Source organism: Azospirillum sp. UENF 111221, assembly GCF_058780625.1.
The window spans coordinates 109,252-131,549 of record NZ_JBSNCH010000001.1; the positions used below are offsets into that span (position 1 = coordinate 109,252).

The window sequence follows — 22,298 nt, forward strand, 5'->3', positions numbered from 1 at the left end:
GCAGGAAATATATAAATAGATCACTTCGTTAGAATTAGATTAATCTGGGGGACGGGTTGGAAAAGGGCATGCATCATGACCACTGTGAGCCTCTCCGATGCCAAGGCGCACCTATCGCAGCTCTTGGAGCGTGCTGCAGCAGGCGAGGAAATCATCATTTCCAAAGCTGGTCGTCCGATGGCACGGCTGGTTGCGTTACGCCGTCGCACCACACCCCGGCCCCTCGGTCTCCTGCATGGCCAAATAAGCATGGGCAATGACTTCGACGCACCTTTGCCATACGAAATGATGCGCTCGTTCCTGGGCAAGACGCCGTGAACTTTGCGAGCGGTGCCATCGCTCGTAGGGCACTATCGACTTCACTCCTAGGAGGTGTTCGCAATCGACCTCGTCGGTCCCACCGGAAGAACCTGAGTTGGCAGCAGCGCCAGGGCGGCGGCTTCCGCGCCGTCGATTTCTGGATCGACTGGGAAGCGAGCTGCGCCATCTGCCCAAGCGACAAACAAAGCCAGAGTTGGCGCGATTATAGGGACAAGTCGGGGAGCCCCTACGTCAAGGTCCGGTTCAATCCCGCCGACTGTCGGGCCTGCGAGGTGCGCGCGCAATGCACCCGAGTGACCGGTGAGAAGTGGGGGCGCAATCTCAGGCTATGCCCGCGCGACGAGCACGAGGCGTTGACGGCCGCCCGAGCGCGGAAGGAGGCAGACAGCGAACAGCCACTTTACTCCTTGCGCCAGTTAGTGGAAGGCACCTTGTCCCAAGCGGTGCGCGGCTTCGGACTGCGCCGCGCCCGGTACAGGGGCATCGCCAAAGCACCTGCAGCACGTGGCCATCGCGGCGGCCCTCAACCTCGACTGGATCGCCGCGTGGCTGCGAGGGCGGCCACTCGCCCCGAGCCGCCGCTCTCGCTTTGCCGCACTGGCCGCTTGAGCAACCGACCCTGCCTTATTCGTGTACAGTTTCCTACTCAATTCGTTTCAAATGATTCGCCAACAGTATCGGGTGATAGAGCGAACATTCTGATCTGGAAAGAGCAGAATGTCGCGGAGGTGAGAGACAAGTGCCTGAAGCGGCAAGCTCGCCATCAATCAGAAATGTGGGAGCCTGTAGCTGAAATGCTCCGCTTGGTCATATCGGCTCGCAGTGGTTCGGCATCACTGAACTTACGAGTGGTCATCACGTTGGAGACGGGGACAAGGTCATTGCCTGCGCTGGACTCATTCTGGAATGAAATGGCAAAGTTCCGACATGCTGATCAATGATTTTGTGCCTTTACAGCCATCAACGCTCGAGACAAAACTCGCGCTTCAAGTGTATAAAAACACGCGCATGATATACAGATTATCATTGTTATTCCCAAGATTTTACTGAACTAATTTATGGTTCCAAAACAGCCTTCAGAAACCATTTTATGGTTCCAGCGTTGCGTTTTATGGTTCCAGATTTCGGCGATTTCCCAATGAAATCAAAGGGTAGCAATTGCACTTTATGGTTCCTTCCAGATCTGGTCTGGATGGAACCATAAAACGGCTCTGTTGCAAAGTTTGGACGAAGGTACCTGAGGCCGGTCGCCGGCATCACTGCCGGGGTCAAGCGGCCTGGAGCTCCAGTTGCGTGGTGACGAATTGCACGACCTCAGCAAGCGCGCAAGGGCCGAGCCCGAAGGCGCGCTCGATCAGGCGAGCCTCACCACGCATGTCACGGGTTAGATTGAAGGCGGCCGCCTGTCCCTTGCGGAACGCGCGCATCACCTCGAACCCCTTGATGGTGGCGTAAGCCGTCTTCAACGTTTTGAAGCCCCGCACCGGGCGGATCAGCTGCTTCAGCTTGCCATGGTCGGCCTCGACGACGTTGTTCAGATATTTGACTTGCCGGTGCTCCGTGTCCTCAGGACACTTGCCTTCGGTCTTCAGTTCCGCCAAAGCCGCCCCATAGGTCGGCGCCTTGTCGGTGTTGATGATTGTCGGTTTTTCCCATTCCTTCAGGCCGTTCAGCGTCTTGGCGAGAAAGCGTTTGGCGGCGGCGGTGTTCCGGGTCGGCGAAAGGTAGAAGTCGATCGTGTTGCCGTGCTTGTCGACCGCCCGGTACAGGTAGGCCCACTTGCCCCCGACCTTTACGTAGGTCTCGTCCACCCGCCAGCTCGTTGACTGCGGGCAACGCCATTGCCAGCGCAGCCGCTTCTCAATCTCGGGAGCGTACTTCTGGACCCACCGGTAAATGGTCGTGTGGTCGACACAGACGCCGCGCTCGGCCATCATCTGCTCGAGGTCGCGGTAGCTGATCCCGTACCGGCAGTACCAGCGGACCGCCCAGAGCACAATCTCGCCCCCGAAGTGGCGACCCTTGAAATCCGTCACGGCCCGGCTCCCTCTCTCGTTCGGGCCATTCCGCCGGATGCCGACCAGCTTTGCAACAGAGCCGGCTGATTGACCGGGGTGGCGCCAGCGGCGCCCAGCCCGTCACCATGGGTACGGTGCTCATGCCGCGGGCCCTCCTTTTCGCGACACTCCGATCCGTCTGGATCAGAGCGTCCGCTTTCCCACCCTTTGACGGACAGGAATGTGAGGGTTGCTGATACTCGGAATTAAAAGCCTCAGTGCGCCACCGCAAAGCCAACGCCCATAGACGTGGCGGAGAGACACTCACGAAGGATCGGCCAGGAGTGGTTTGATCGCCCCCCCCGCTGCCGATCCTTGTTCACAAGGCGGCATGCTCCTTGACCGCCTCCTCGAGGCGAGCCTTGAGATTGAGGAACCGCGCGTCGATGGCCAGCGGGTCGTCGCGGTTGAGCGTGATCATCGCCGCCCTTGCTTCGCCGCCGCGGATCACCTCCAGTGCCTCGGCTTCGATCCCCGCCACGATGGCGGCGGCCACGGCCTCGGCGCTTTCGCGGGTGAAGCCCAACTCCGGGCCGGCGGTGTTCGACGCCATCATCGGGGTGTCCGTGGCGCCGGGATAGACGGTCAGCACATGGACGCCCTCGCCCTTCAGTTCGCGGCGCAAGGCTTCGCCGAACCGGGCCAGACCGGCCTTGGCGCCGGCATAAGTGGCATAGAACGGCGCGCCGACGAGCCCCAGGCCCGACGAAATATTCACCACCATCCCCTCGCCGCTGGCGCGCAGCACCGGAAGAGCGGTCCGCGTCAGCAGGATGGGCGCGGCCAGATCGACGGCGATCATCGCGAGGATGTCCTCCTCGGTGACCTGCTCCAGCCGTCCGGCGCGGACGCCGCCGGCGTTGTTGACCAGGATGTCGAGCCCGCTCAGTGCGCCGAGCGCGTGGTCGAGCGTCTGCCGGCGCCCCTCGGTGGTCGCGACATCGGCCACGATGCCGGTCACCGATGTTCCAGCCCTTTGCAGGGCCTCGACCGCACCGGCCAACTGGTCGGTGCGCCGACCGGTGATGGCAAGGGCCACCCCCTTCTCGCCGAGCGCCCGGGCAGTGGCAAAGCCGATGCCGCTGGAGCCGCCGGTGATCAGCGCGCGTTTTCCAGAAGAATCATGTCAGCTCCGTATGGATCGATTGTGGAATGGGACCTGTCGGATGGGGACGAGAACAGCATTTCGCCTTGCGTCAGGCGACGGCGGGCTTGCTCCACTCGTTGCCCTTCATGAAGGCGTCGAGCGGCGTGTGGGTGATGTGGTTGGTGTAGTTGCTCATCACCTTGGTGGCGACGCCGAGCACCACCTCCAGGACGTTGCGGCGGGTGAAGCCGGCCGCCAGGAAGGCATCGACATCTGCGTCGGCGACCCAGCCGCGATTGCGCACCACCAGCGTGGCGAAGCGGTGCAGCGCCTCCAGCCGGGCGTCGGGCAGTTCGCTGCCGGCGCGCAGCGCGGCGATCACGTCCTCGCCCATCTTCTGCATCCGGGCGAGCGTGGTGTGGCCGGCCATGCAGTAGTGGCACTCGTTCTCGAAATTGGCGGTCAGATAGACGACCTGCTGCTCATGGGCGCTGAGCGTGGTCTTGGCGAACAGGTCCCACAGCGCCGTGTAGCCGGCCAGCAGTTCCGGCGATTCCGCCATATAGGACTGCAGGTTGGGCACGAAGCCGAAAGCGGCCTTCACGCCCTCGAAAATCGGCTTTGCGGCCTCCGGGGCGGTGTCGAGGGTATGGCTGGTGAACTGGGTCATGGTGGCGGGTCCTTGTTCCGTCGGTTGCGTTCGACGGATCGGACCTTGACCCATTCCAGAGACAGCGCGTAGGCGGGCCGCGCGACTAATGCCTATGCCTTCTGGGAATGATCCTGCTGGGAATGACGTCCACACAAGTCTGCGTCCTCCGCTGGCGCGCCTTCGCCGTTCACGATGGTGCCGACGAACTCCGCGAAGGCGCGTGCCTTGGTGCTGGCCAGCCGGCCGGTGGGGAACACCGCCCACAGGTCGATCGGCGGCAGCGTCCAATCCTCCAGCACGCGCCGCACTGAACCATTCGCAAGCTCGGGACCGAACATCCAATCCGACGCGACCGCCAGCCCCAGATCGGCCAGCACCGCCGCCCGAATGCCCTCCGCCGCGCTGACCCGCAGCCGGCCGCGCACCACCACCGACGCTTCGGTCCCGCCCCGCCGGAACGCCCAGCCGTTGCTGAGCTGGCTGTAGACCACCGCGTCATGATCGGCGAGATCGGCCGGGGTGCGCGGCACGCCCGCGCGGGCCAGATAGGCGGGCGTCGCCACGACCGAGCGGCCACCGCTGGCGATCCGCCGCGCCACCGCCGTCGAGTCCGACAGCATGCCCATGCGCAGGGCGACGTCGATCCCCTCCGACACCAGATCGATCACCCGGTCGTCCAGAATCACCTCCATGTCCAATTCCGGATGCCGGCTCAGGAATTCGGGCAGGCGCGGCACGATCATCAGCCGGGCGAAGGTGGTCGCGGCGGAGATGCGTAGCCGGCCCGACAGCCCGGCCCCGGCGCCCCGTGCCTCCAGCTCCGCTTCATCGGCCTCCCGGATGGCGAGACGCGCGCGCTCGTAAAAGCGCAGCCCCGCTTCGGTTGGCATCAGTCCATGGGTTGACCGCAGCAGCAGGCGCACCTGCAGCCGCTCCTCCAGCTGCGCGATCGTCTTGGAAATGGCCGGCTGGCCCACCCCCAGCTGCCGGGCCGCGCCTGAGAAGGATTCCGTCTCCACCACCCGCACGAAGCTGGCCATCGCCTGCAATCGGTCCATCGTTATTCCTGACAGGAATTGCCGTTATCGCTCCGGCCGGTCTGCCGCCCGGAGATTGGAATGGCGATAACTCTCCCATCGGCGGCGACGCTGCAAGGGAGAAGCGAACCATGATCGAGCTTTATGCATTTGCGACGCCGAACAGCGTCAAGGTTCCGATCGCCCTTGAGGAGATGAGCCTTTCCTATGACCTGAAGCCCGTCAACATCCGCCAGGGCGAACAGAAGGCCGCGGACTTCCTCGCGCTGAACCCGAACGGCAAGGTGCCGGTGCTCGTGGACGGGGCTCTGGTGCTGACGGAAAGCGCCGCCATCCTCGTCCACCTTGCCGAGAAGACCGGCAGGCTGCTTCCGCAAGACGGCACTGACCGGGCACGGGTGTTCGAGCAGCTGTTCTTTCACGCCTCTGCACTCAGCCCGGCCTTCGGTAACGCGGGGTTCTTCAAGCGCCTCGCCGCCGAGCCGCAGCCGCTCGCCGAAGCGCGCTTCACCGCCGAGGCCAACCGCGTGCTCGACCGGCTCGACGCGCTGCTCGGGGAGCGCCGCTTCGTCTCCGGCGACGACTTCACCATCGCCGACATCGCCCATTTCGGCTGGCTGTGGCGCCGGGAGTTCCCAGGCATGACGCTCGATAGCCGCCCGAACCTCGTCCGCTGGTTCGACGCCGTCGCCGCCCGGCCCGCCGTTCGACGCGCGATCGCCCGCGTCGAGGCTCTCATCCCCCAGGTTGCCTGACACCGCCGATCCGAACCAAGCCAATCCAAGGAGTGACCCTGATGTCCCGTTTCGAGAGCTACCGGAACGCCTTCGCCAATGCACGCCTGACCCGTTCGGACAGCGGCGTTCTGGAAGTGAAGCTGCACACCGACGGCGGCAAGCTCGTCTTCAACGGCCATACCCACGAGCAGTTCGTCGACCTGTTCCATCAGATCGGGTCGGATCCTGAAAACCGGGTGGTGATCCTCACCGGATCGGGCGATGCCTTCATGGACGCCATCAGCCCTGAGGGCTTCGATTTCTTCAGTCCGCGCGGTTACGACAAGATCTTCCGCGAAGGCAAGAAAGTGCTGATGAACATCCTCGACATCGAGGTGCCGGTGATCGCCGCCCTCAACGGGCCGGTGCTGCTGCATTCCGAATATGCGCTGCTCGCGGACATCGTGCTGGCCACGCCGGAAACGGTCTTTCAGGACAAGCCGCATTTCGATTTCGGCATCGTCCCGGGCGACGGCGTCAACCTGCTCTGGCCGGAGGTGATCGGCAGCATCCGCGGCCGCCATTTCATCCTGACCCGTCAAATCCTCGAAGCCCAGACCGCCAAGGACTGGGGCGCCGTCAACGAGATCGTGCCCTCCGGCCAGCTGCTCGCCCGGGCGCATGAGATCGCCGAAGGACTGGCCGCCCTGCCGCCGCTCACCAGTCGCTACACGCGCATCGCGCTGACGCAGAAGCTGCGCCGGATCGTCGACGAAGGCGCCGGCTACGGCCTGGCGCTGGAAGGCATCAGCGCGGCCGAGGTCGCCCGCTCCGCCGCCGCGAACGGCTGATCCGCATTTTTCCCTCCACTCCCTACGACCACGGAGATCCCCATGTCGCTCCAGGAAGAGCTCGACGCCTTCAAGGCCGATTTCGAAGCGGGCAAGCCGCCCTACAACGTGCCCCGCTCGGTGATCGACACGATGCACCGCGCCACCGCCGAACTGATCGCCTCGGGCGCTGCCGGCCGTGCGCTCAAGGCCGGGGACAAGGCTCCCGCTTTCACGCTCAACGACCCCGACGGCAAGGCGGTGTCGTCCGCCGCCCTGCTGGCGGAGGGGCCGCTGGTGGTCAGCTTTTACCGCGGCGTCTGGTGCCCCTACTGCAACATGGAACTGCAGGCGTTGCAGGCGGCACTGCCGACCTTCCAGTCCCTCGGAGCAAACCTGCTGGCCATTTCGCCCCAGACGGCCCCGAACAGCCGCAAGTCGGTGCGTCAGAATGCGCTCGATTTCCCGATCCTGTCGGACCCGCGCAACGACGTCGCCGCCGCTTTCGGCCTGCGCTTCGAGTTGCCCGACTATCTGGTCGAGCTTTACAAGGGGCTGAAGAACGACCTGCCGGCGTTCAACGGCGATCCGAGCTGGACCCTGCCGATGCCGGCCCGCTTCGTCATCGAGCAGGACGGCACGATCCTCTACGCCGAGGTCAATCCGGACTACACCCGCCGCCCCGAACCCGAGGACATGCTGCCGGCCCTGCGCAGCGCCAGCCGGATGGCGGCCGCCTGATCTACACTCATCCCCCTCGCTTCAACAATGCCCCCCGCCCCTCAGCGGAGCGGAGGCTGGAGGTCAACGATGAAACGCAGCTTCCTGATCACCGGCGCGAGCAAGGGCATCGGCCTGGCCCTGGCCCACCGGCTCGCCGCACACGGACACACGGTTATCGGCATCGCACGTACCCCGACCGATGATTTTCCAGGTACGCTTTACCCACTCGATGTGGCCGGCGAAACGGCAACCAGCGCTCTTGCCGACCTCGTCGCCCGCCACGCTGTCGACGGCGTGGTCAACAACGTCGGCCTCGTGCGTCCGCAGCCGCTCGGCGCAGTCGAGTTGCCAGTGCTGGAGGAGGTGATGCGGGTCAATCTTCACCCGGCGCTGACGGTGGTGCAGGCGGCATTGCCGGGAATGAAGGCGCGCGGCTGGGGGCGGATCATCAATGTGTCGAGTCTCACCGTGCTCGGCGCCGTGGAGCGCACCGCCTATGCCGCTGCCAAGGCCGCTTTGGTGAGTTTCGCGCGCGGCTGGGCACTGGAGTTGGCGGGCGACGGGATCACCGTGAACGCCGTGTCGCCGGGGCCGACCGAAACGGAGTTGTTCCGCGCCAACAATCCGCCCGGCAGCGTTGGCGAGGCGCGCTACCTTGCAGGCGTACCGATGCGCCGCTTCGCCAAGCCGGATGACATCGCGGCGGCGATCGCCTTTCTCTTGTCCGACGAGGCGGGCTTCATCACCGGCCAGACGATTCATGTCGATGGTGGGGCTTCGATCGGAAAGGCGGGGTTCTAAACGAGGGTGGCATGAACCGGCCCGGTTACCGACCTTCCGAAAGACGGACCCGGCACGCCTTTGCGGATCTTCCGGTGCAGCCGTTCGGGGTTCTCGCGAACGGCGCCCTTGATGCCCTCCACTTCGTTGCCGGCCGGTCAGGGGGCAAGCTTCACGCCGGAGAGACGTTCGCAGATCGCGATCAACCGCTCCTGAAGCCTGCGGTCTCGGCTGGCTGGATGAACCTCGCGGGGCTGCATGTGATAGAAATAGCGCCCCGTCACCGACGCGGCCGGATCGTTGCTGACCGCAAGCCAAGCCTGTGTCCGGTGCGCCTGGTCGAGGTCGTCGGGAGCCCCGGGACCGCCCATGCGCGTCGCCACCCAGCCCGGTTCGAGCGCATTCGACAGGACATCCGGCCAATATCCGGCAACGGCAAAGGCCAGCAGCACATCGTGCAGCTTGCTCTCCGAATAGGCCTGGGTTCCATCCCAGCGGCGCGTCTCCCAGGTGATGTCGTCCAGACCCGCGGATGCGGTGCGATGCAGCCCGGAACTCAAATAGACCAGCCGTTTCGGCTGTTCGATCAACGCGGTCAGGATGAACGGCGCCAGCGTGTTGATGGCGAAGACATGCGGCAGGCCATCGGCGGTTTCGATGCGCCGCGGCTCGCGATAGCCGATGGCGACATTGTGGATGACCGCGTCATAGGGGCCATGCCGGTTGGCTTTCTCGGCAAGCCGCCTGGTGGCGCGAATGGTCGAGACGTCACCCTCGACCACCGCATGGGCCGCAGGCAGAGAGCCCGCGGCAGCTTTGGCCCGCTCGCTGTTTCGTGCGTGCAGGACGAGCTCATGCCCGCTCTCCGCCAGCAAGGAGGCTGTCATGAGCCCAAGACCCGTCGAGGAGCCGGTGATGAATATGCGTGCCAATGATCCTCTCCTTCTGTTGGGAAGTCTTCCGCAATGCCCTCTCATTCCGGTGCGTGTTTCAGCGCGATCAGCAATGCGGGAATGCCGATGACCGCGGAGATCGGCATGATCGACCACGGCCCGGCGTGATCGACGATCACCCCTCCAACAAAGGCGCCGGCCGCAATGGCGCCGTTGTAGGCGGCCACGTAAAGCGAGGACGGCGCCTCGGGTCCGTTCAGATGGGCCGCCGCCTTGAATACCCAGGTCTGCATAAGAACCGGCAAAGCGGTATAGGCGGCACCCCAGACCAGGAGAAGCGCGATGACAAGCCCACGGTTCGTGCCGGCAAAGCTCAGTGCGGCGAGGCTGGCGATCAGGACGATCATCGTGACGAAGAGCGTCGGCCGGTATGCGCGCGCCATGATCGGCCCGATGCCGAAATTGCTCACCAGACCCGCGGCGCCATAGGCCAGCAGCATGCCGCCGATCCATGACGTCCCGAAGCCCGTGATCTGCTCAAGGAACGGCGCGATATAGGTGAAGGCAAGGAAATTCGCCGTCATGATGAGTGCGGTTACATAGACCGCCGCACGCAGGGGCGGTTCCCGCCATGCCTGCGCGACCGTGCTGTGGTTGCCGTCATGGGCCGCGCCGAGATTGGGCAGGGTCAGCCACATCTTGATGAAGACGGCGAAAGAAAGGACCGCGAGCGCGACGAAGACGATGCGCCAGCCGGCGTAATTGCCAAGGAAGGTGCCAGCGGGAATGCCGAGCACGGAGGCGAGAGCCAAGCCGCCATAGACCGCTGACGTGGCCCGGACGGCGTGTTTTCCGGGAACGATCCGCACCGCCATGCTGGCCGCGGTCGACCAGAAAATTCCGATGGCGGCGGCAACGATCAGCCGGCTTGCCAACAGCACGGCATAGGTCTGCGCGAAACAGGTCAGAACATTGCCGAGCGTGCAGGCCAGAAGAAGGCTGAGCATCAGCCACTTGCGGTTCCAGCGGCGTGTCGCCGCCGTGAGCGGAGTTGCCGCAATCGCCACGAGCAAGGCAAACCCCGTGACCAGGAACCCGGCCTGACCGAGCGATACGCCGACGCCATCCGCCATCTGAGGCAAAATGCCGATGGGCATCAGTTCAGTGCTGACGAAGGCGAATGTTCCGAGCGACAGGGCAACGACCGCAAGCGCTTCGGCCAGTGGCGAGCGCCGTTTGACTTCTTCGATGAAGGCATCTCTTGGGGCGGATTCACCATGATGCTGATGAAGGGCGTTTTCAGTCATGCCAAATCTCCGGCTTTGGGGTTCGACGACCATGCCGGAAATTGATTGCTGCGCGTAACGTCGATTTGTCGTTTAACTCATGACTGAAAATCACATATTGCGTGACGAGGAAAAGCAGGACATCCGGAGTGTCGGGGATGAATTTCGACGGTCGTATCCTGTCCGGCGTTGGCGTGCTGGCCGCTGTCGTCGAAAGAGGAACGTTTGCCGGTGCAAGCGAGATGCTCGGCCTCACCCCTTCCGGGGTCAGTCGCTCGATTTCACGGCTGGAGAACCGGCTGGGTATCCGGCTTTTCGATAGGACGACCCGATCGCTGCACCTGACCGATGAGGGCGCGCGCTTCTATGAGGCCGTCGTTTCGCATCTGGAAGGCATTGAAGAAGCGGCTGGCGCTGCATCGGGGGCTGCCGGTTCGGTGCGCGGCCGTTTGCGGGTCAATGTCGATCCGTTCTTTTCCGGGCTGGTGCTGGCACCGCATCTGCGCGGTTTCACAGAGCGTTATCCCGAGCTTCAGATCGAGATTCACACCCGCGACGATGTGGGTGATCTGGTCTCGGAAGGTATGGACGTCGCCGTCCGCTTCGGGCCGCAGCCGTCGTCGTCGCTGATTTCACGGCACCTGCTGGAGACGCGCATCCTGACGGTGGCGGCGCCTTCTTATCTCGCGGCTCACGGCAAGCCGAAAAGTCCGGAGGAATCTCTCCCGCCACGCCTGCATCCAGTTCCGCGATCCCCTGACGGGACGGCCATTCGAGTGGGAATTCCAGCGCGGCAAACAGGTCCTCCCTGTCCCGACGACAGGGCCGCTCCTGCTGACCGATGTCAACACCATGCTGCAGGCCTGTCTTGCAGGAGCCGGCGTGGCACAGGTTATGTCCCTGGGCATCGGGCACTGGATCGCAAGCGGTGCGCTGATCGATCTCTTTCCGGACTGGCCTGACGAAACCTTTCCACTTTACGCCATTCAACCGTCCCGCCGCCACCCGGCGGCCAAAGTCCGTGCCTTCCTGGATTTCTGCGCTGAGCTCACGAGGAATGAGCCGCCTGACGGCTGCTAGGGTCCGGACTCATAACCAGTATGCGACGGTTGCGGCGATACAGACGGCGGCCATGATGTTGGTCGCGGATCGGTCGTAGCGTGTGGCGATGCGTCGGAAATCCTTGAGGCGTCCGAACATACGCTCGATCACGTTTCGGTTCCGGTAGAGGTAGGGAGAGAAACAGTTTTTCCAGCGTTTGTTGGCACGCGGCGGAATGTTGGGGGCGGCACCCGCGTCCTCGATCTTGCGGCGGACGGCGGCGCTGTCGTAGCCCTTGTCACCGTGCAGGAGATCGGTGGCGGGCATCCGGTCGAGCAGACGGTCGGCGGCGGTGCAGTCGGCGACGTGGCCTCCCGTCAGCAGGAAGGCGAGCGGCCGACCGCGCTCATCGCTCAGGGCGTGGATTTTGGTGGTTCGACCGCCCCGCGACCGGCCAATGGCCTGGGCGGACGTTGGTGCACAAAGCCCGAGCTGGTGGTGGTCGGGAGGGCGATCGGTTATAGAGGCGGCCCGCTGAAGTCGAGTCGCTGATGCCGTACAAGGCCAATGAGCCCCCGCCGCCACAAGATCCCGAAAGCCCGCTATCGTGTAGAGAACTGGGCGGCTTACGATGCGGCGCTGCGCCGGCGCGGTGACCTGACGATCTGGGTGACGCCGGAGGCGATCGCTGCGTGGACGCCGCCGGCTTCGGGCCGCCGCGGTCGGCAAGCGCGCTACTCGGACGTGGCGATCGAAGCCGGGCTGATGTTGCGGTTGGCGTTCGGCCGGCCGTGGCGGCAGACCGAGGGTTTGCTGGGTTCGCTCATGGGCCTGTTCGGCCTGAACCTGCCGGTTCCAGATCACACGACCTTCTCCCGGCGCAGCGCCAATCTGGAGGTCGCGTCAGCGCTGGTCAGGACAGACGGGCCGGTCAGCGTAGTGATCGATTCGACCGGGTTGAAGATGTTCGGCACTGGCGAGTGGCACCTGGCAAAGCATGGTGGCCAAGCGCGTCGGAGCTGGAGAAAGCTCCACTTGGCAGTCGATCCCGATACCGGCGAGATCCTCGCCGCGGAACTGACGACCACGCAGGACGGCGATGCCTCGTTGGTCGGCCCGCTGCTCGACCAGATCAAGCGCCCGATCGACACGATGCTGGCCGACGGTGCGTACGATGGTGAGCCGGTCTACCGCGCCGTCGCCGCCCACACCCTCGACGCCGAGGTGATCATCCCGCCGCGCTCCACCGCGGTGCCGAGCGAGACTGCTACCGGCGCACCCAGCCAACGCGACCGCCACATCCGGAGGATTGCCGAGCGTGGCCGGCAGGGCTGGCAGCGGGACGTCCGCTACGGCCGCCGCTCCTTGGGCGAGGTCGCGATGATGCGCTACAAGCAGCTGATCGGGCGCACTTTGCGCGCCCGGAACTCTGCCTGCCCAGAAAGTCGAGGCGGCGGTCGGCTGCAAGGTCATGAACAGGATGACCGGCCTCGGCATGCCGGCCACCCGCAAGGTCGCCTGAACGACAACTTTTCAGAGCGGTGTCCGTCAACGCGCCGAGTTCTGCACCAACGTCCCCGAGCAGGCTATTTCAGGCGACTTCGTAGTGGGTTATGGAGCATGCCAGATCCGGTTTCCTCGAACAGTTTCCTTCGGTGCGACGACGCCGATAGACTGCAAGTGGTTGAAAACTGCATCTGTGAAAGCCGTTGGCTGTTCAACACACGGCAAATGCCCTGCTCCGGTGATAACCTTTAGTTGAGAATTGGAGATGGCGTGTCTGAGTGCCTCTGCTTGAGGCAGTGGAGTTGCCTGATCCTGCTCGCCCACGACCACCAACGTCGGACAAGCAATCCGCGCGCAGTCACCACGAAGATCAGCATCACTGATCGCCATGGCGCATCCGATGTAACCGGCATCAGAGGTCCGTGCGACCATGTTCACATACCCACGCACACGCTCAGTTTCTTTTTCCAGGAAGGCGGATGTGAACCAGCGAGGCATCACGCCGGCAGCAATGCTTGCCATGCCCCCGGCCCGAATGGCCTCGATGCGGCTTTGCCAAATCTCCGGCGGACCAATCACGCTTGCCGTATCGGCCAGCACCAGCGAGAGGACACGGTCCGGTGCCTTGACGGCCAGTCTTTGCGCCATCATTCCGCCGATACTGAGACCACAGACATGAGCCTGCTCAATGCCAAGTGCATCCAGCAGGCACAGCGCATCGCCAGCCAGCATGTCCATGCTGTAAGCCCCCGGCGTCGCATCTGTCAGTCCATGACCCCTCATATCGTAGCGCAGAGTTCGAACGTGGCTACCAAGGGCTTTCACCTGTTCGTCCCAGATGTGGAAGTTCGTGCCAATTGAATTGGCGAACAGAACCACCGGGGCATCTGATGGACCAGCCAGTTCAAAGTGAACTGTAATATCGCCTGCCGGAACAAACGCCATCTTTCTTCCTCCTCACATGTCGTCATTTCCGCTCAGCAAACGGAGCGTGCATGGTTGTTCTCCTGTGACCCTCACACCCGCTCGATCATCACCGCGATCCCCTGGCCGACGCCGATGCACATGGTGCAGAGCGCCGTCCGGCCGCCGGACTGTTCGAGCTGGTGGAGTGCGGTGGTCGCCAGACGGGCGCCGCTCATGCCGAGCGGGTGGCCGAGCGCGATGCCGCCGCCGTTCGGGTTCACATGGGCGGCGTCGTCCGGCAGGCCAAGCTCGCGCAGGACGGCCAGCGCCTGGGCGGCGAAGGCCTCGTTCAACTCGATCAGGTCGATGTCGCCGACGCTGCGCCCGACCCGCTCCAGCAGCTTGCGGGTGGCAGGCACCGGGCCGATGCCCATCACGCGGGGCGGCACGCCGGCGGTGGCGCCGCCGAGGATGCGGGCGCGCGGGGTCAGGCCATGGCGCTTCACCGCCGCTTCGGAGGCCACCAGCAGGGCGGCGGCGCCGTCATTGACGCCCGACGCGTTGCCGGCGGTGATCGTGCCGCCGGGGCGGACGATGGGCTTCAGCGCCGACAGCGCCTCGATGGTGGTGGCGCGGGGATGCTCGTCCGTCGTCACCACCGTCTCGCCCTTGCGGGTGCGGATGGTGACGGGGACGATCTCGCGGGCCAGGCTGCCGTCGGCGATGGCGCGGGCGGCGCGCTCCTGGCTGCGCAGCGCGAAGGCGTCCTGGTCGGCGCGGGCGATCTTCCAGTTGTCGGCGACATTCTCCGCCGTCTCCGGCATCGAATCGACACCGTAGGCCGCCTTCATCGCCGGGTTAACGAAGCGCCAGCCGATGGTGGTGTCGAAGATCTCGGCCTGACGGGAGAAGGGGGCGTCGGCCTTGCCCATCACGAAGGGGGCGCGGCTCATGCTCTCCACCCCGCCCGCGATCATCAGATCGGCCTCTCCCGCCATGATGGCGCGGGCGGCGGTGGCGAGCGCGTCGAGGCCGGAGCCGCAGAGCCGGTTCATCGTCGTGCCCGGCACCGCGTCGGGCAATCCCGCCAGCAGCGCCGACATGCGGGCGACGTTGCGGTTGTCCTCGCCGGCCTGATTGGCGCAGCCATAGATGACGTCGTCCACCGCGGCCCAGTCGACCGAGGGGTTGCGCTGCATCAGGGCGCGGATCGGCACGGCGCCGAGATCGTCGGCGCGCACCGACGCCAGGGATCCGGCATAGCGGCCGATGGGGGTGCGGATGGCGTCGCAGATATAGGCGTCACGCATGATGTCATCCTTCCCCGCCGACCTGCCCGTGGGCGGCGGCGGTGCGGGCCTGGAGGTCGCGCAGCGCGGCCAGCGCACCGGCGTCCGGGATTTCGGTGGTCTTCAGGTCGGGCGAGATCTTCAGGTCCCAGCCGGTGGCCGCCTTGACCTGCTCCACCGTCACGCCGGGATGGATGCTGGTCAGGGTCAGTTCCTTGGTCACCGGGTCGGGGGTGAGTATGCCGAGGTCGGTGATCACCGCGGTCGGTCCGGCGCCGGGGATGCCGGCCTTGGCGCGGGCATCCCCGCCGTCGAGATAGCCCGCCGAGGTGACGAAGGGCAGCGTGGCGACGAAGGCCTTGGGGCTCTGCTTGAGGACGATGAAGACCTCCTTGGCCTGGGAGGCGATCTCCGGCGCGCCGCCGGCACCGGGCAGTCGCACCTTGGGCGCGTCATAGGGGCCGATGACGGTGGTGTTGATGTTGGCGAAGCGGTCGACCTGGGCGGCGCCGAGGAAGCCGACGTCGATTCGCCCGCCCTGCAGCCAGTAGCGGAAGATCTCCGGCGTGCCGACCACGGTGTCGGCGGTCAGCGCGAGGTCGCCGTCGCCGATCGACAGCGGCAGCACCGTCGGCTTGGCGCCGATGGGGCCCGATTCATAGATCAGCACGACGTCCGGCGCATGGGTCAGCCGGGCGAGGTTGGCGGCGGTGGAGGGCAGGCCGATGCCGACGAAGCAGACGGTGCCGTCCTTCAGCAGGCGGCTGGCCGCCACCGTCATGATCTCGGTCGCGGTGAAGTCTTCGGAACCCATCACACGGCCTCCTTCATGATCTGGGCCATGCTTTCGGCCAGCACGCGGCGGAAGCCGGCGAAATCGTCGGTGTCCAGCACATGGCGCTGCATCCAGGCCTGGAAGGTCTCGCGCGAGCGGGCGATGGGATCCCAGGCCTTGTAGAAGCGGTTGTCGCGCTCCGAATAGCCCTGCGCGTAGGACGGATAGGCGCCGCCGGGGACAGGGCAGACGGCCGACAGCGCCCAGTAGGGCAGCACGCAGGCGTTGGGCGGAGCCTCGAGGTCGTCGACGATCTCCTCCACCGTGACGATGGAGCGCTTGGCGGCCAGCACGGCTTCCTTCTGGACGCCGAGGATGCCCCAGAGCAGCACATTGCCGCGGCGGTCGGCCTTCTGGGCGTGGATCACCGTCACGTCCGGCCGGACCGACGGGATGGCGGCCAGCTTTTCGCCGGTGAAGGGGCACTCGACGAAGCGGATGTTGGGGTTGACCTTCGGCAGGTCGGAGCCGGTGTAGCCGCGCAGCAGGGCGAAGGGCAGGTTGGAGGCGCCGGCGACATAGGCGTTCGCCATGCCGGCATGGCTGTGCTCCTCGGTCTCCAGCCGGTGGGGCCAGCCCTGCTCGACCGCATCGCGGAAGCGGTGGAGGGAGCCGACGCCGGGGTTGCCGCCCCAGGAGAAGATCAGCTTCGCGGCGCAGCCCATGCCGATCAGCTGGTCGTAGATCAGGTCCGGCGTCATGCGCACCAGCGTCAGGCTGCGACGGCCCTGCCGGATGATCTCATGCCCGGCGGCATGGGGGATCAGGTGGGTGAATCCTTCCAGGGCGACCGTGTCGCCGTCATGGATCAGGTCGCGAACCGCCTCGTGCAGAGACGACAAGTTCGCCATTGTTTGCTTCCTTTCTTGCTCAGGTCTGATGAAACCTCAGAAGACCGATTGGCCGGTCCGACGCAGATCAGTGCGCCGCGGACAAAGCTTCTCGCCCGACGGGCTCCTTACGGGTGCGGATCAGCCCAACGGCCAGCGCTGCAACCAGCAGTGGGATGGCTATGGCGACGTAGTAGCCGGTGATCCCCCCAGCTTGGAGGAACCAGCCGCCGGCTGCTGAACCGATGATCGAGCCCACGCGCCCCATGCCGATCGCCCAGCCCGTGCCAGTGGCACGCAAACTGGTCGGGTAAACGTTGGCAATCAGATAGTTGAGCGCGATCTGTTGGCCGCCGACACCAAACCCGGTTGCCCCAACCAGCACGAACACCAGTGCCCAGTTGTCGCCGGCGGCGAAAGCCAGAGCCAAGCAGGTGGCAACACCGCAGGCAAACATGGCGAGGAGGATGCGTCGGACATCAAGCCGCGCCAGCGCGATCGACAGCGGAATGGCGCAGGCGATGAAGACGCCATTGACCGTCACCGTCCCAAGAGCAGCCCGTTCGGTCGCCAAACCGGCGGAGATCAGCACGGTCGGCAGCCACAGCAGCAACATGTACCAGGCGATCCAATTGAAGAAATACGTCGCCCAGATGGCCAACGTCCGCAGCCGCCATTCCGGCGCCAGCAGGGCTGACACACGCGATTTCTCCAGGCGCGCCGGAACGACAAAGCTGGTGTCCGGCGCAGGCCGCTCACCGGTCGTCCTCTCCAGCAGCCGCAGGATTTGCTCACGGTTCCGCTCCTGATCCTGGGCCACCAGGAAGTGCGGCGATTCCGGGAGAAGAAGGCCTGCAACCACCAGAAGCGCAAGGGGGGCCGCTCCGCCGGCAAAGAAGATACCTTCCCAACCGATCGCCGGCAGCCAGGAGGAAGCCAACAGCCCACCCAGCATCGCCCCGGCCGGGAGGCCCAGCAGAATACCGGTCATCACGGTTCCGCGCCGGCGAACCGGGCTGTATTCGGCAACCAGCGACAGCAGAACCGGCGTCATTCCGCCCATTCCGAGGCCGGCGAGGAAGCGCAGGACGACGACGTGCTCGGGAGCGGTGGCAAAGCCAGTGGCCAGTGAGCTGATGCCGAATAGAAACAGCGCGGAGAGAATGGCAGGCTTGCGGCCGAGACGATCACCGATCGGACCCAGCGTCATCGCTCCCACCATCATTCCGATGGTGCCGGCCATCAGAATGCCGGCCAACCCGCCTTTGGGGGCAAGCCCGAACGTTTTGGCAATCGACGGGCCGGTATAGGCAATCGCCTGTGTATCGAACCCGTCCAACAGCGCACAGAGAAAGCAGAGAAGATAAAGGCGCCATTGGAAGAAGCCGATCGGCGCCGCGTCGATGTAATCCTGTAGGTTCTTTTGCAACGATCTCGTTCCTCAACAAGAGAGGGACGACGTCCCGCACCGCTAAGGCCGGGACGCCGCTGTTGTGGTTGGCGGGAGCAGCAGCCCGGTCAGTCGATGCTGCTCGCGGCCGGCAGCGGGCCGGCGAAGGACGAGGAGGCAGCCGTCCGATGAGCTGGCTGCGGAGCCAACCTGCCTTTCACCACCATGAACAGCCCGGCCAGGATGACCGGGATACCGACGATGGCGAAGGCGGTCGGCAAGCCGAGGCCGCTGGACAGAACGGTGCCGCCGACCATGGAGCCGAGAACCGATCCGCTGCGCCCGACGGCGTTGGCCCAGGCCACGCCGGTTGCCCGGTTCGCCGTCGGGTAGAAGCCCGCCGCCAGCGCATTCACGCCAACCTGCGCACCGGCCAGGCAGAAGCCGGCGCCGAACACGGCGGTGGCAAGCAGGGCAGGGGAGGTGGTGGCGCTGCCGATCAGCGCGATGAACAGGGCGGCGGTCGCGTACGCGATTCCCAAAACCTTGTGCGGGTCGACACGATCCATCGATGCGCCGATCACCAAAGCGCCGACGGTGCCGCCGAACTGCAGCATCATGGTCATCAGCGAAGCATCCTTCAGGGTCATGCCTGCGCTGCTGATCACCGTCGGCAGCCAGCTCGACAGCAGGTAGAAGACGAGCAGACTCATAAAGAAGGTCAGCCACAGCAGCAGCGTGCCGGCGACCAGCCCTGGCTGGAACAACTGCCCCACCGGCGAGCCTGCCGGCCTGTGCACGCCGATGAACCGCGTGCCGGCCAGTTCCGCCTCCGGAGCGATCCGCTTCAGGATTGCTGCCACCCGCTCTGCCGGGGCATTCCGCAGTACGAGAAAGCGCACCGATTCAGGCAAGGTCAACAGCAGAACCGGCACCAGCAGCAACGGCACGACGCCGCCGAGCAGCAGAACCGACGACCAGCCGTAGCCGGCCACCAGCTGTGCCGCCGCCAACCCGCCCAGCGCCGAGCCGAGCGTGAAGCCGCAGAACATCAACTTGGTCAGGAAAGACCGCCGCTTGTCCGGGCAAAACTCTGAAGTCAAGGTGATGGCGTTGGGCATCGCTCCGCCCAACCCCATGCCTGTCAGGAAACGCAGTACCGTCAGTTCGGTGATGTTCGTCGCCCAGGCGGACGCCAAGCTGGTCAGCCCGAAGAACAGGACGGTGAGGATCAGCGCGCGCTTGCGCCCGATCTTGTCGGCCAGAGGCCCAAAGATGAACGCCCCGATCATCAGCCCGAACAAGCCGGCACCGAACAGTGGCGCCAGTTGGGCCGGCGCCAGCTGCCATTCGGCGCGCAGCGCCGGAGCGATGAAGCCGATCGCCGCCGTGTCGAAGCCGTCGATGGCGACGATCAGGAAACAAAGGCCGATCAACGTGACCTGGAATGCGGAAACCTTGTGGGCATTGATGAAGTCCTGGACGTCGATGACGCGTGATGTCGATGACACGGGCGTTCCTCCCTGTTGACGCGATGGACCGGAAAAAAAGGCTGCGTCGTTGCGCAGTGGACCCACCCGCGTGCTCCCGCGGAGCAGGGCAACGCTTTAGGGTTGATGGGCCTGGATGCCGACGGTTCGGCCGACGCCCACTTGGCAGTGGGCGCCCCTCACGTCATTTGGCGATGGGTTTGTCTTCCGCTCTCGGCGGTCAGCCGAGGGTGTTCAGCCGATGCTGCCACCGGCAACGAAGCAGGTTTGGCCGGTAATGTACGATGCGTCGTTTGACGCGTAGAAGCAGATCGCAGCGGCGATTTCCTCTTGGGTGCCCATCCGTCCCATCATCGTGTCGCGCATGACCTGGTCGTAGGTTTCCCGTTGCCAGATCGTCTCCTGTTCGCTCATCGGCTTTGGATTGCGCGGGATGGCACGCTGTCCATTGTCGACGGCCCCCGGGGAGACCGCGTTGACGCGGATCCCCTTGTCCGCCAGTTCCATCGCCATACAGGTGGTCATGGCATGCACCCCGCCCTTCGCGGCGGAGTAGGGAACACGGTAAATTCCGCGGGTGGCGTTGCTGCCGACATTGACGATGCTGCCACCGCCTTGCGCGATCATCACCGGGACCACCGCCCGGCAAGACCAGAGGGTCGGCCAGAGTGAACGGTTAATCTCCTTCACCATCTCCTCCTCCTGGTATTCCCAGAAGGGCTTCATCCAGATGGTGCCGCCGACATTGTGGACGGAGATGTCGATGCGCCCGAACGCCTCGATCGCGGCATCGACCATGGCTTGAGCGCCGGCATAGGTTTCCAGATCGGCGGTGAGCGCCAGCGCCGGGGCGCCCTGGCCCAACAACTCCTCCGCCACCTGATGCACCAATTCGGAACGGTCGACCAGCAGCAGCCTGGCTCCTTCACCTGCCGCCCGTGCGGCAACCGCTCGCCCGATGCCCTGGGCGGCACCGGTGACAATCATCACCTGATTATCGAAGCGTCCGCTCATGGTCATCGGCCATTCCCTTCGCTGGCGGCGAATTTCTCATAATGGAAGCTTGCCGGGGTCAGGCCGCAGTCGCGGAAATGGGTGCGCACGGCCTCAACCATCGGCGGTGGGCCACAGAGGTACACGTCGACATTCCCGCCGTTCAGATGCTCCGGCTGGAGATGGTGGGTGACGTATCCCTTCAACGGATGGCTGCTGCCCTGGTCGGCCACGCAGGTGGTGAAGGTAAAGCCTGGGATTCGCTCTGCAAATCTCTGCAGCGCCTCGACCTCAACGAGATCGTGGTCCAGGGTGACACCGTAGATGAGGTGAACCGGGTGCGAATTGCTGCCTTCCACCGCAGCGATGCGGTCCAGCATCGACAGGAAGGGCGCCAACCCTGTACCTCCGGCCAACATCAGTACCGGCCGTCGGACCTCGCGCAAATAGAAGCTGCCGAGCGGTCCGGTCAGGGTCAGACGGTCCCCCGGCTTGGCCCTGCCTGTCAGGTAGCCGCTCATCAGCCCGCCCGGCACGTTGCGGATCAGGAAGGTCGCAAGCTCTGCCCCTGGCGGCGAACTGAAGGAGTAGGAGCGCGTCTGTCCCGTGCCAGGCACCTCGATGTTGACGTACTGTCCGGGCAGGAAGGCCAGGCGCGCGGCATTGTCCAAGGCCAGGGACAGTCCGATGCTGCTGTCCGACAGGCGGGTGACGGACACCACCTCGGCCGAGACGTTCATCGCCCTTGTTTTGCAGATGTCCGACGATGCGGCGATGCGCAGGACGATGTCGGATGCCGGACGCATCTGACAGGTCAGACAGTAGCCCTCCTCCGCCTCCGCGTCTGTCAGGGCATCCTCGATGTAAGAGCCGCCGTCATAGCGCCCGGCCTCGCAAAAGCTCTTGCAGGTGCCGCAGGCGCCGTCGCGGCAGTCGAGCGGGATGTTGATGCCTTGCCGATAAGCGGCATCCGCGACCGTTTCACCGAGGTTGGCATCGATGAAGCGGGTCAGTCCGTCCTCAAAGGTCAGCGCGATGTGAAAGCTCATGAGTTCGTCTCCCTGGCTTTGAGACGCACAGAAGGGCGTCGGGCCAGTTGTCGCCCGTCCGGGATGATCGATCCCGCCCGGCCGATCAGATGTGGTAGATGTCGATGACGTGGTGGATGTAGTCGTTTTTCAGAACCACCGTCTTCTCTTTGATCAGTGGTGTCTCACCCGAAACATCCAGCGTGTAGAAGGACGTGCCGAAATAGGTGTCGGTCGCCTTGTAACGGAAGCTCAGCGTGAACCAGTTAAAGCGCAGCTTGCAGACACCGTCACGCTGCTCGATGACTTCGAGGTTGCTGATATTGTGCGAGGTGCGCGGTTCCGGCAGACTGGTGGCGCTCGACCGTTCCGTCTTGATGCGGAACACGCGATCCTCAAGGCCGCCGCGGTTGCCATAATAGATCAGGGAGATCTCGCGCTGCGGGTCGGTGGTCAGCGCGCCGTCATCATCCCAGGCGGGCATCCAGAACACAGCGTCCGGTGCGTAAAGCTGCACCCAGTCGTCCCATTGTTTTTCATCGAGCAGGCGGGCCTCGCGGTGGAGGAAGGCCTGCAGAGTCTCAGGAGTGATGGTCATGCGTTCCCCC

22 protein-coding genes and 3 pseudogenes are annotated in these 22,298 nt (G+C 64.7%); 9 read left to right on the forward strand and 16 right to left on the reverse strand.

The genetic code is table 11. The annotated features are described in order from the left end of the window. Positions 1–75 precede the first annotated feature (75 nt). Entirely contained in the window at positions 76–318 is a 243-nt protein-coding gene (locus ACWPN3_RS00425) for a type II toxin-antitoxin system Phd/YefM family antitoxin (RefSeq protein ID WP_492242346.1), read from the forward strand. Continuing rightward, complete coding sequence (locus tag ACWPN3_RS00430; RefSeq protein WP_492242345.1) at positions 315–1,262, forward strand: transposase; 948 nt, start codon at positions 315–317, stop codon at positions 1,260–1,262. The genes ACWPN3_RS00425 and ACWPN3_RS00430 overlap by 4 nt, the downstream gene beginning before the upstream one ends. A 327-nt stretch (positions 1,263–1,589) precedes the next feature. Here the strand turns inward: ACWPN3_RS00430 and ACWPN3_RS00435 are convergent, their stop codons facing one another. From ACWPN3_RS00435 to ACWPN3_RS00450, 4 genes are all read right to left on the reverse strand, one after another. Next, a complete protein-coding gene (locus ACWPN3_RS00435; protein ID WP_492242344.1) occupies positions 1,590–2,357 on the reverse strand; it encodes an IS6 family transposase in 768 nt (255 codons plus the stop codon). 340 nt (positions 2,358–2,697) lie between these two features. After that, positions 2,698–3,480 carry an SDR family NAD(P)-dependent oxidoreductase gene (locus ACWPN3_RS00440; RefSeq protein WP_492261122.1) on the reverse strand — a complete coding sequence of 261 codons (783 nt, stop codon included), beginning with the start codon at positions 3,478–3,480 and terminating at the stop codon, positions 2,698–2,700. A 94-nt stretch (positions 3,481–3,574) separates the two neighbouring features. Beyond that, entirely contained in the window at positions 3,575–4,135 is a 561-nt protein-coding gene (locus tag ACWPN3_RS00445) for a carboxymuconolactone decarboxylase family protein (protein WP_109451944.1), read from the reverse strand. A gap of 92 nt (positions 4,136–4,227) precedes the next feature. Continuing rightward, the gene (locus tag ACWPN3_RS00450) at positions 4,228–5,175 is read right to left on the reverse strand and encodes a LysR family transcriptional regulator (protein ID WP_492260985.1); all 948 of its coding nucleotides are present in this window, start codon (positions 5,173–5,175) and stop codon (positions 4,228–4,230) included. 110 nt (positions 5,176–5,285) lie between these two features. Between ACWPN3_RS00450 and ACWPN3_RS00455 the strand changes: the two genes are divergently transcribed. The 4 genes from ACWPN3_RS00455 to ACWPN3_RS00470 all read left to right on the forward strand — a co-directional run bounded on the left by ACWPN3_RS00455 (position 5,286) and on the right by ACWPN3_RS00470 (position 8,224). Beyond that, positions 5,286–5,909, forward strand: a complete 624-nt coding sequence (locus ACWPN3_RS00455) for a glutathione S-transferase family protein (protein WP_492242343.1) — start codon at positions 5,286–5,288, stop codon at positions 5,907–5,909. Between the two features lie 41 nt (positions 5,910–5,950). Then, positions 5,951–6,721 (forward strand): enoyl-CoA hydratase/isomerase family protein, encoded by a 771-nt coding sequence (locus ACWPN3_RS00460; protein WP_109451950.1) that lies wholly within the window; start codon positions 5,951–5,953, stop codon positions 6,719–6,721. Between the two features lie 42 nt (positions 6,722–6,763). Continuing rightward, positions 6,764–7,441, forward strand: coding sequence for a peroxiredoxin-like family protein (locus tag ACWPN3_RS00465; RefSeq protein WP_492242342.1), 678 nt, complete (start codon positions 6,764–6,766; stop codon positions 7,439–7,441). Between the two features lie 69 nt (positions 7,442–7,510). Continuing rightward, positions 7,511–8,224, forward strand: coding sequence for an SDR family oxidoreductase (locus tag ACWPN3_RS00470; protein WP_492242341.1), 714 nt, complete (start codon positions 7,511–7,513; stop codon positions 8,222–8,224). Positions 8,225–8,361: 137 nt separating this feature from the next. Here the strand turns inward: ACWPN3_RS00470 and ACWPN3_RS00475 are convergent, their stop codons facing one another. Then, the gene (locus tag ACWPN3_RS00475) at positions 8,362–9,135 is read right to left on the reverse strand and encodes an SDR family NAD(P)-dependent oxidoreductase (RefSeq protein ID WP_492242340.1); all 774 of its coding nucleotides are present in this window, start codon (positions 9,133–9,135) and stop codon (positions 8,362–8,364) included. Between the two features lie 41 nt (positions 9,136–9,176). Then, positions 9,177–10,403, reverse strand: a complete 1,227-nt coding sequence (locus ACWPN3_RS00480) for an MFS transporter (protein ID WP_492242339.1) — start codon at positions 10,401–10,403, stop codon at positions 9,177–9,179. A gap of 221 nt (positions 10,404–10,624) precedes the next feature. Between ACWPN3_RS00480 and ACWPN3_RS00485 the strand changes: the two are divergent. Together ACWPN3_RS00485 and ACWPN3_RS00490 are read left to right on the forward strand one after the other, a co-directional pair. Continuing rightward, positions 10,625–11,035, forward strand: a pseudogene (locus ACWPN3_RS00485) (LysR family transcriptional regulator); the annotation flags it as partial. Positions 11,036–11,138: 103 nt separating this feature from the next. Then, on the forward strand, positions 11,139–11,462 hold the full coding sequence (locus ACWPN3_RS00490; protein WP_492261123.1) for a LysR substrate-binding domain-containing protein: 324 nt from the start codon (positions 11,139–11,141) through the stop codon (positions 11,460–11,462). Between the two features lie 9 nt (positions 11,463–11,471). On the opposite strand, the pseudogene ACWPN3_RS00495 reads toward ACWPN3_RS00490, so the two are convergent. Continuing rightward, a pseudogene (locus ACWPN3_RS00495) lies at positions 11,472–11,891 on the reverse strand (IS5 family transposase); the annotation flags it as partial. Positions 11,892–11,974: 83 nt separating this feature from the next. Between ACWPN3_RS00495 and ACWPN3_RS00500 the strand changes: the two are divergent. After that, positions 11,975–12,945, forward strand: a pseudogene (locus ACWPN3_RS00500) (IS5 family transposase). A gap of 89 nt (positions 12,946–13,034) precedes the next feature. Here ACWPN3_RS00500 and pcaD read toward each other — a convergent pair. The 9 genes from pcaD to benB form a co-directional block, all read right to left on the reverse strand. Next, positions 13,035–13,874, reverse strand: a complete 840-nt coding sequence (gene pcaD / locus ACWPN3_RS00505) for a 3-oxoadipate enol-lactonase (protein WP_492260986.1) — start codon at positions 13,872–13,874, stop codon at positions 13,035–13,037. Between the two features lie 71 nt (positions 13,875–13,945). Beyond that, positions 13,946–15,145 (reverse strand): 3-oxoadipyl-CoA thiolase, encoded by a 1,200-nt coding sequence (gene pcaF, locus ACWPN3_RS00510; protein ID WP_492242336.1) that lies wholly within the window; start codon positions 15,143–15,145, stop codon positions 13,946–13,948. A gap of 4 nt (positions 15,146–15,149) precedes the next feature. Next, positions 15,150–15,938 (reverse strand): CoA-transferase subunit beta, encoded by a 789-nt coding sequence (locus ACWPN3_RS00515; RefSeq protein ID WP_492242335.1) that lies wholly within the window; start codon positions 15,936–15,938, stop codon positions 15,150–15,152. Then, positions 15,938–16,810 carry a CoA transferase subunit A gene (locus ACWPN3_RS00520; RefSeq protein WP_492242334.1) on the reverse strand — a complete coding sequence of 291 codons (873 nt, stop codon included), beginning with the start codon at positions 16,808–16,810 and terminating at the stop codon, positions 15,938–15,940. The genes ACWPN3_RS00515 and ACWPN3_RS00520 overlap by 1 nt, the downstream gene beginning before the upstream one ends. A gap of 67 nt (positions 16,811–16,877) precedes the next feature. Further along, complete coding sequence (locus ACWPN3_RS00525) at positions 16,878–18,218, reverse strand: MFS transporter (protein WP_492242333.1); 1,341 nt, start codon at positions 18,216–18,218, stop codon at positions 16,878–16,880. 89 nt (positions 18,219–18,307) lie between these two features. Beyond that, positions 18,308–19,756: an MFS transporter gene (locus ACWPN3_RS00530; protein ID WP_492242332.1), complete on the reverse strand. Its 1,449-nt coding sequence runs from the start codon at positions 19,754–19,756 to the stop codon at positions 18,308–18,310. A 147-nt stretch (positions 19,757–19,903) separates the two neighbouring features. Continuing rightward, positions 19,904–20,689: a 1,6-dihydroxycyclohexa-2,4-diene-1-carboxylate dehydrogenase gene (locus ACWPN3_RS00535; protein WP_492242331.1), complete on the reverse strand. Its 786-nt coding sequence runs from the start codon at positions 20,687–20,689 to the stop codon at positions 19,904–19,906. Further along, a complete protein-coding gene (benC, locus tag ACWPN3_RS00540) occupies positions 20,686–21,711 on the reverse strand; it encodes a benzoate 1,2-dioxygenase electron transfer component BenC (RefSeq protein WP_109450201.1) in 1,026 nt (341 codons plus the stop codon). The genes ACWPN3_RS00535 and benC overlap by 4 nt, the downstream gene beginning before the upstream one ends. 85 nt (positions 21,712–21,796) lie before the next feature. After that, positions 21,797–22,288 carry a benzoate 1,2-dioxygenase small subunit gene (benB, locus tag ACWPN3_RS00545; protein ID WP_109450203.1) on the reverse strand — a complete coding sequence of 164 codons (492 nt, stop codon included), beginning with the start codon at positions 22,286–22,288 and terminating at the stop codon, positions 21,797–21,799. Positions 22,289–22,298: the final 10 nt, after the last annotated feature.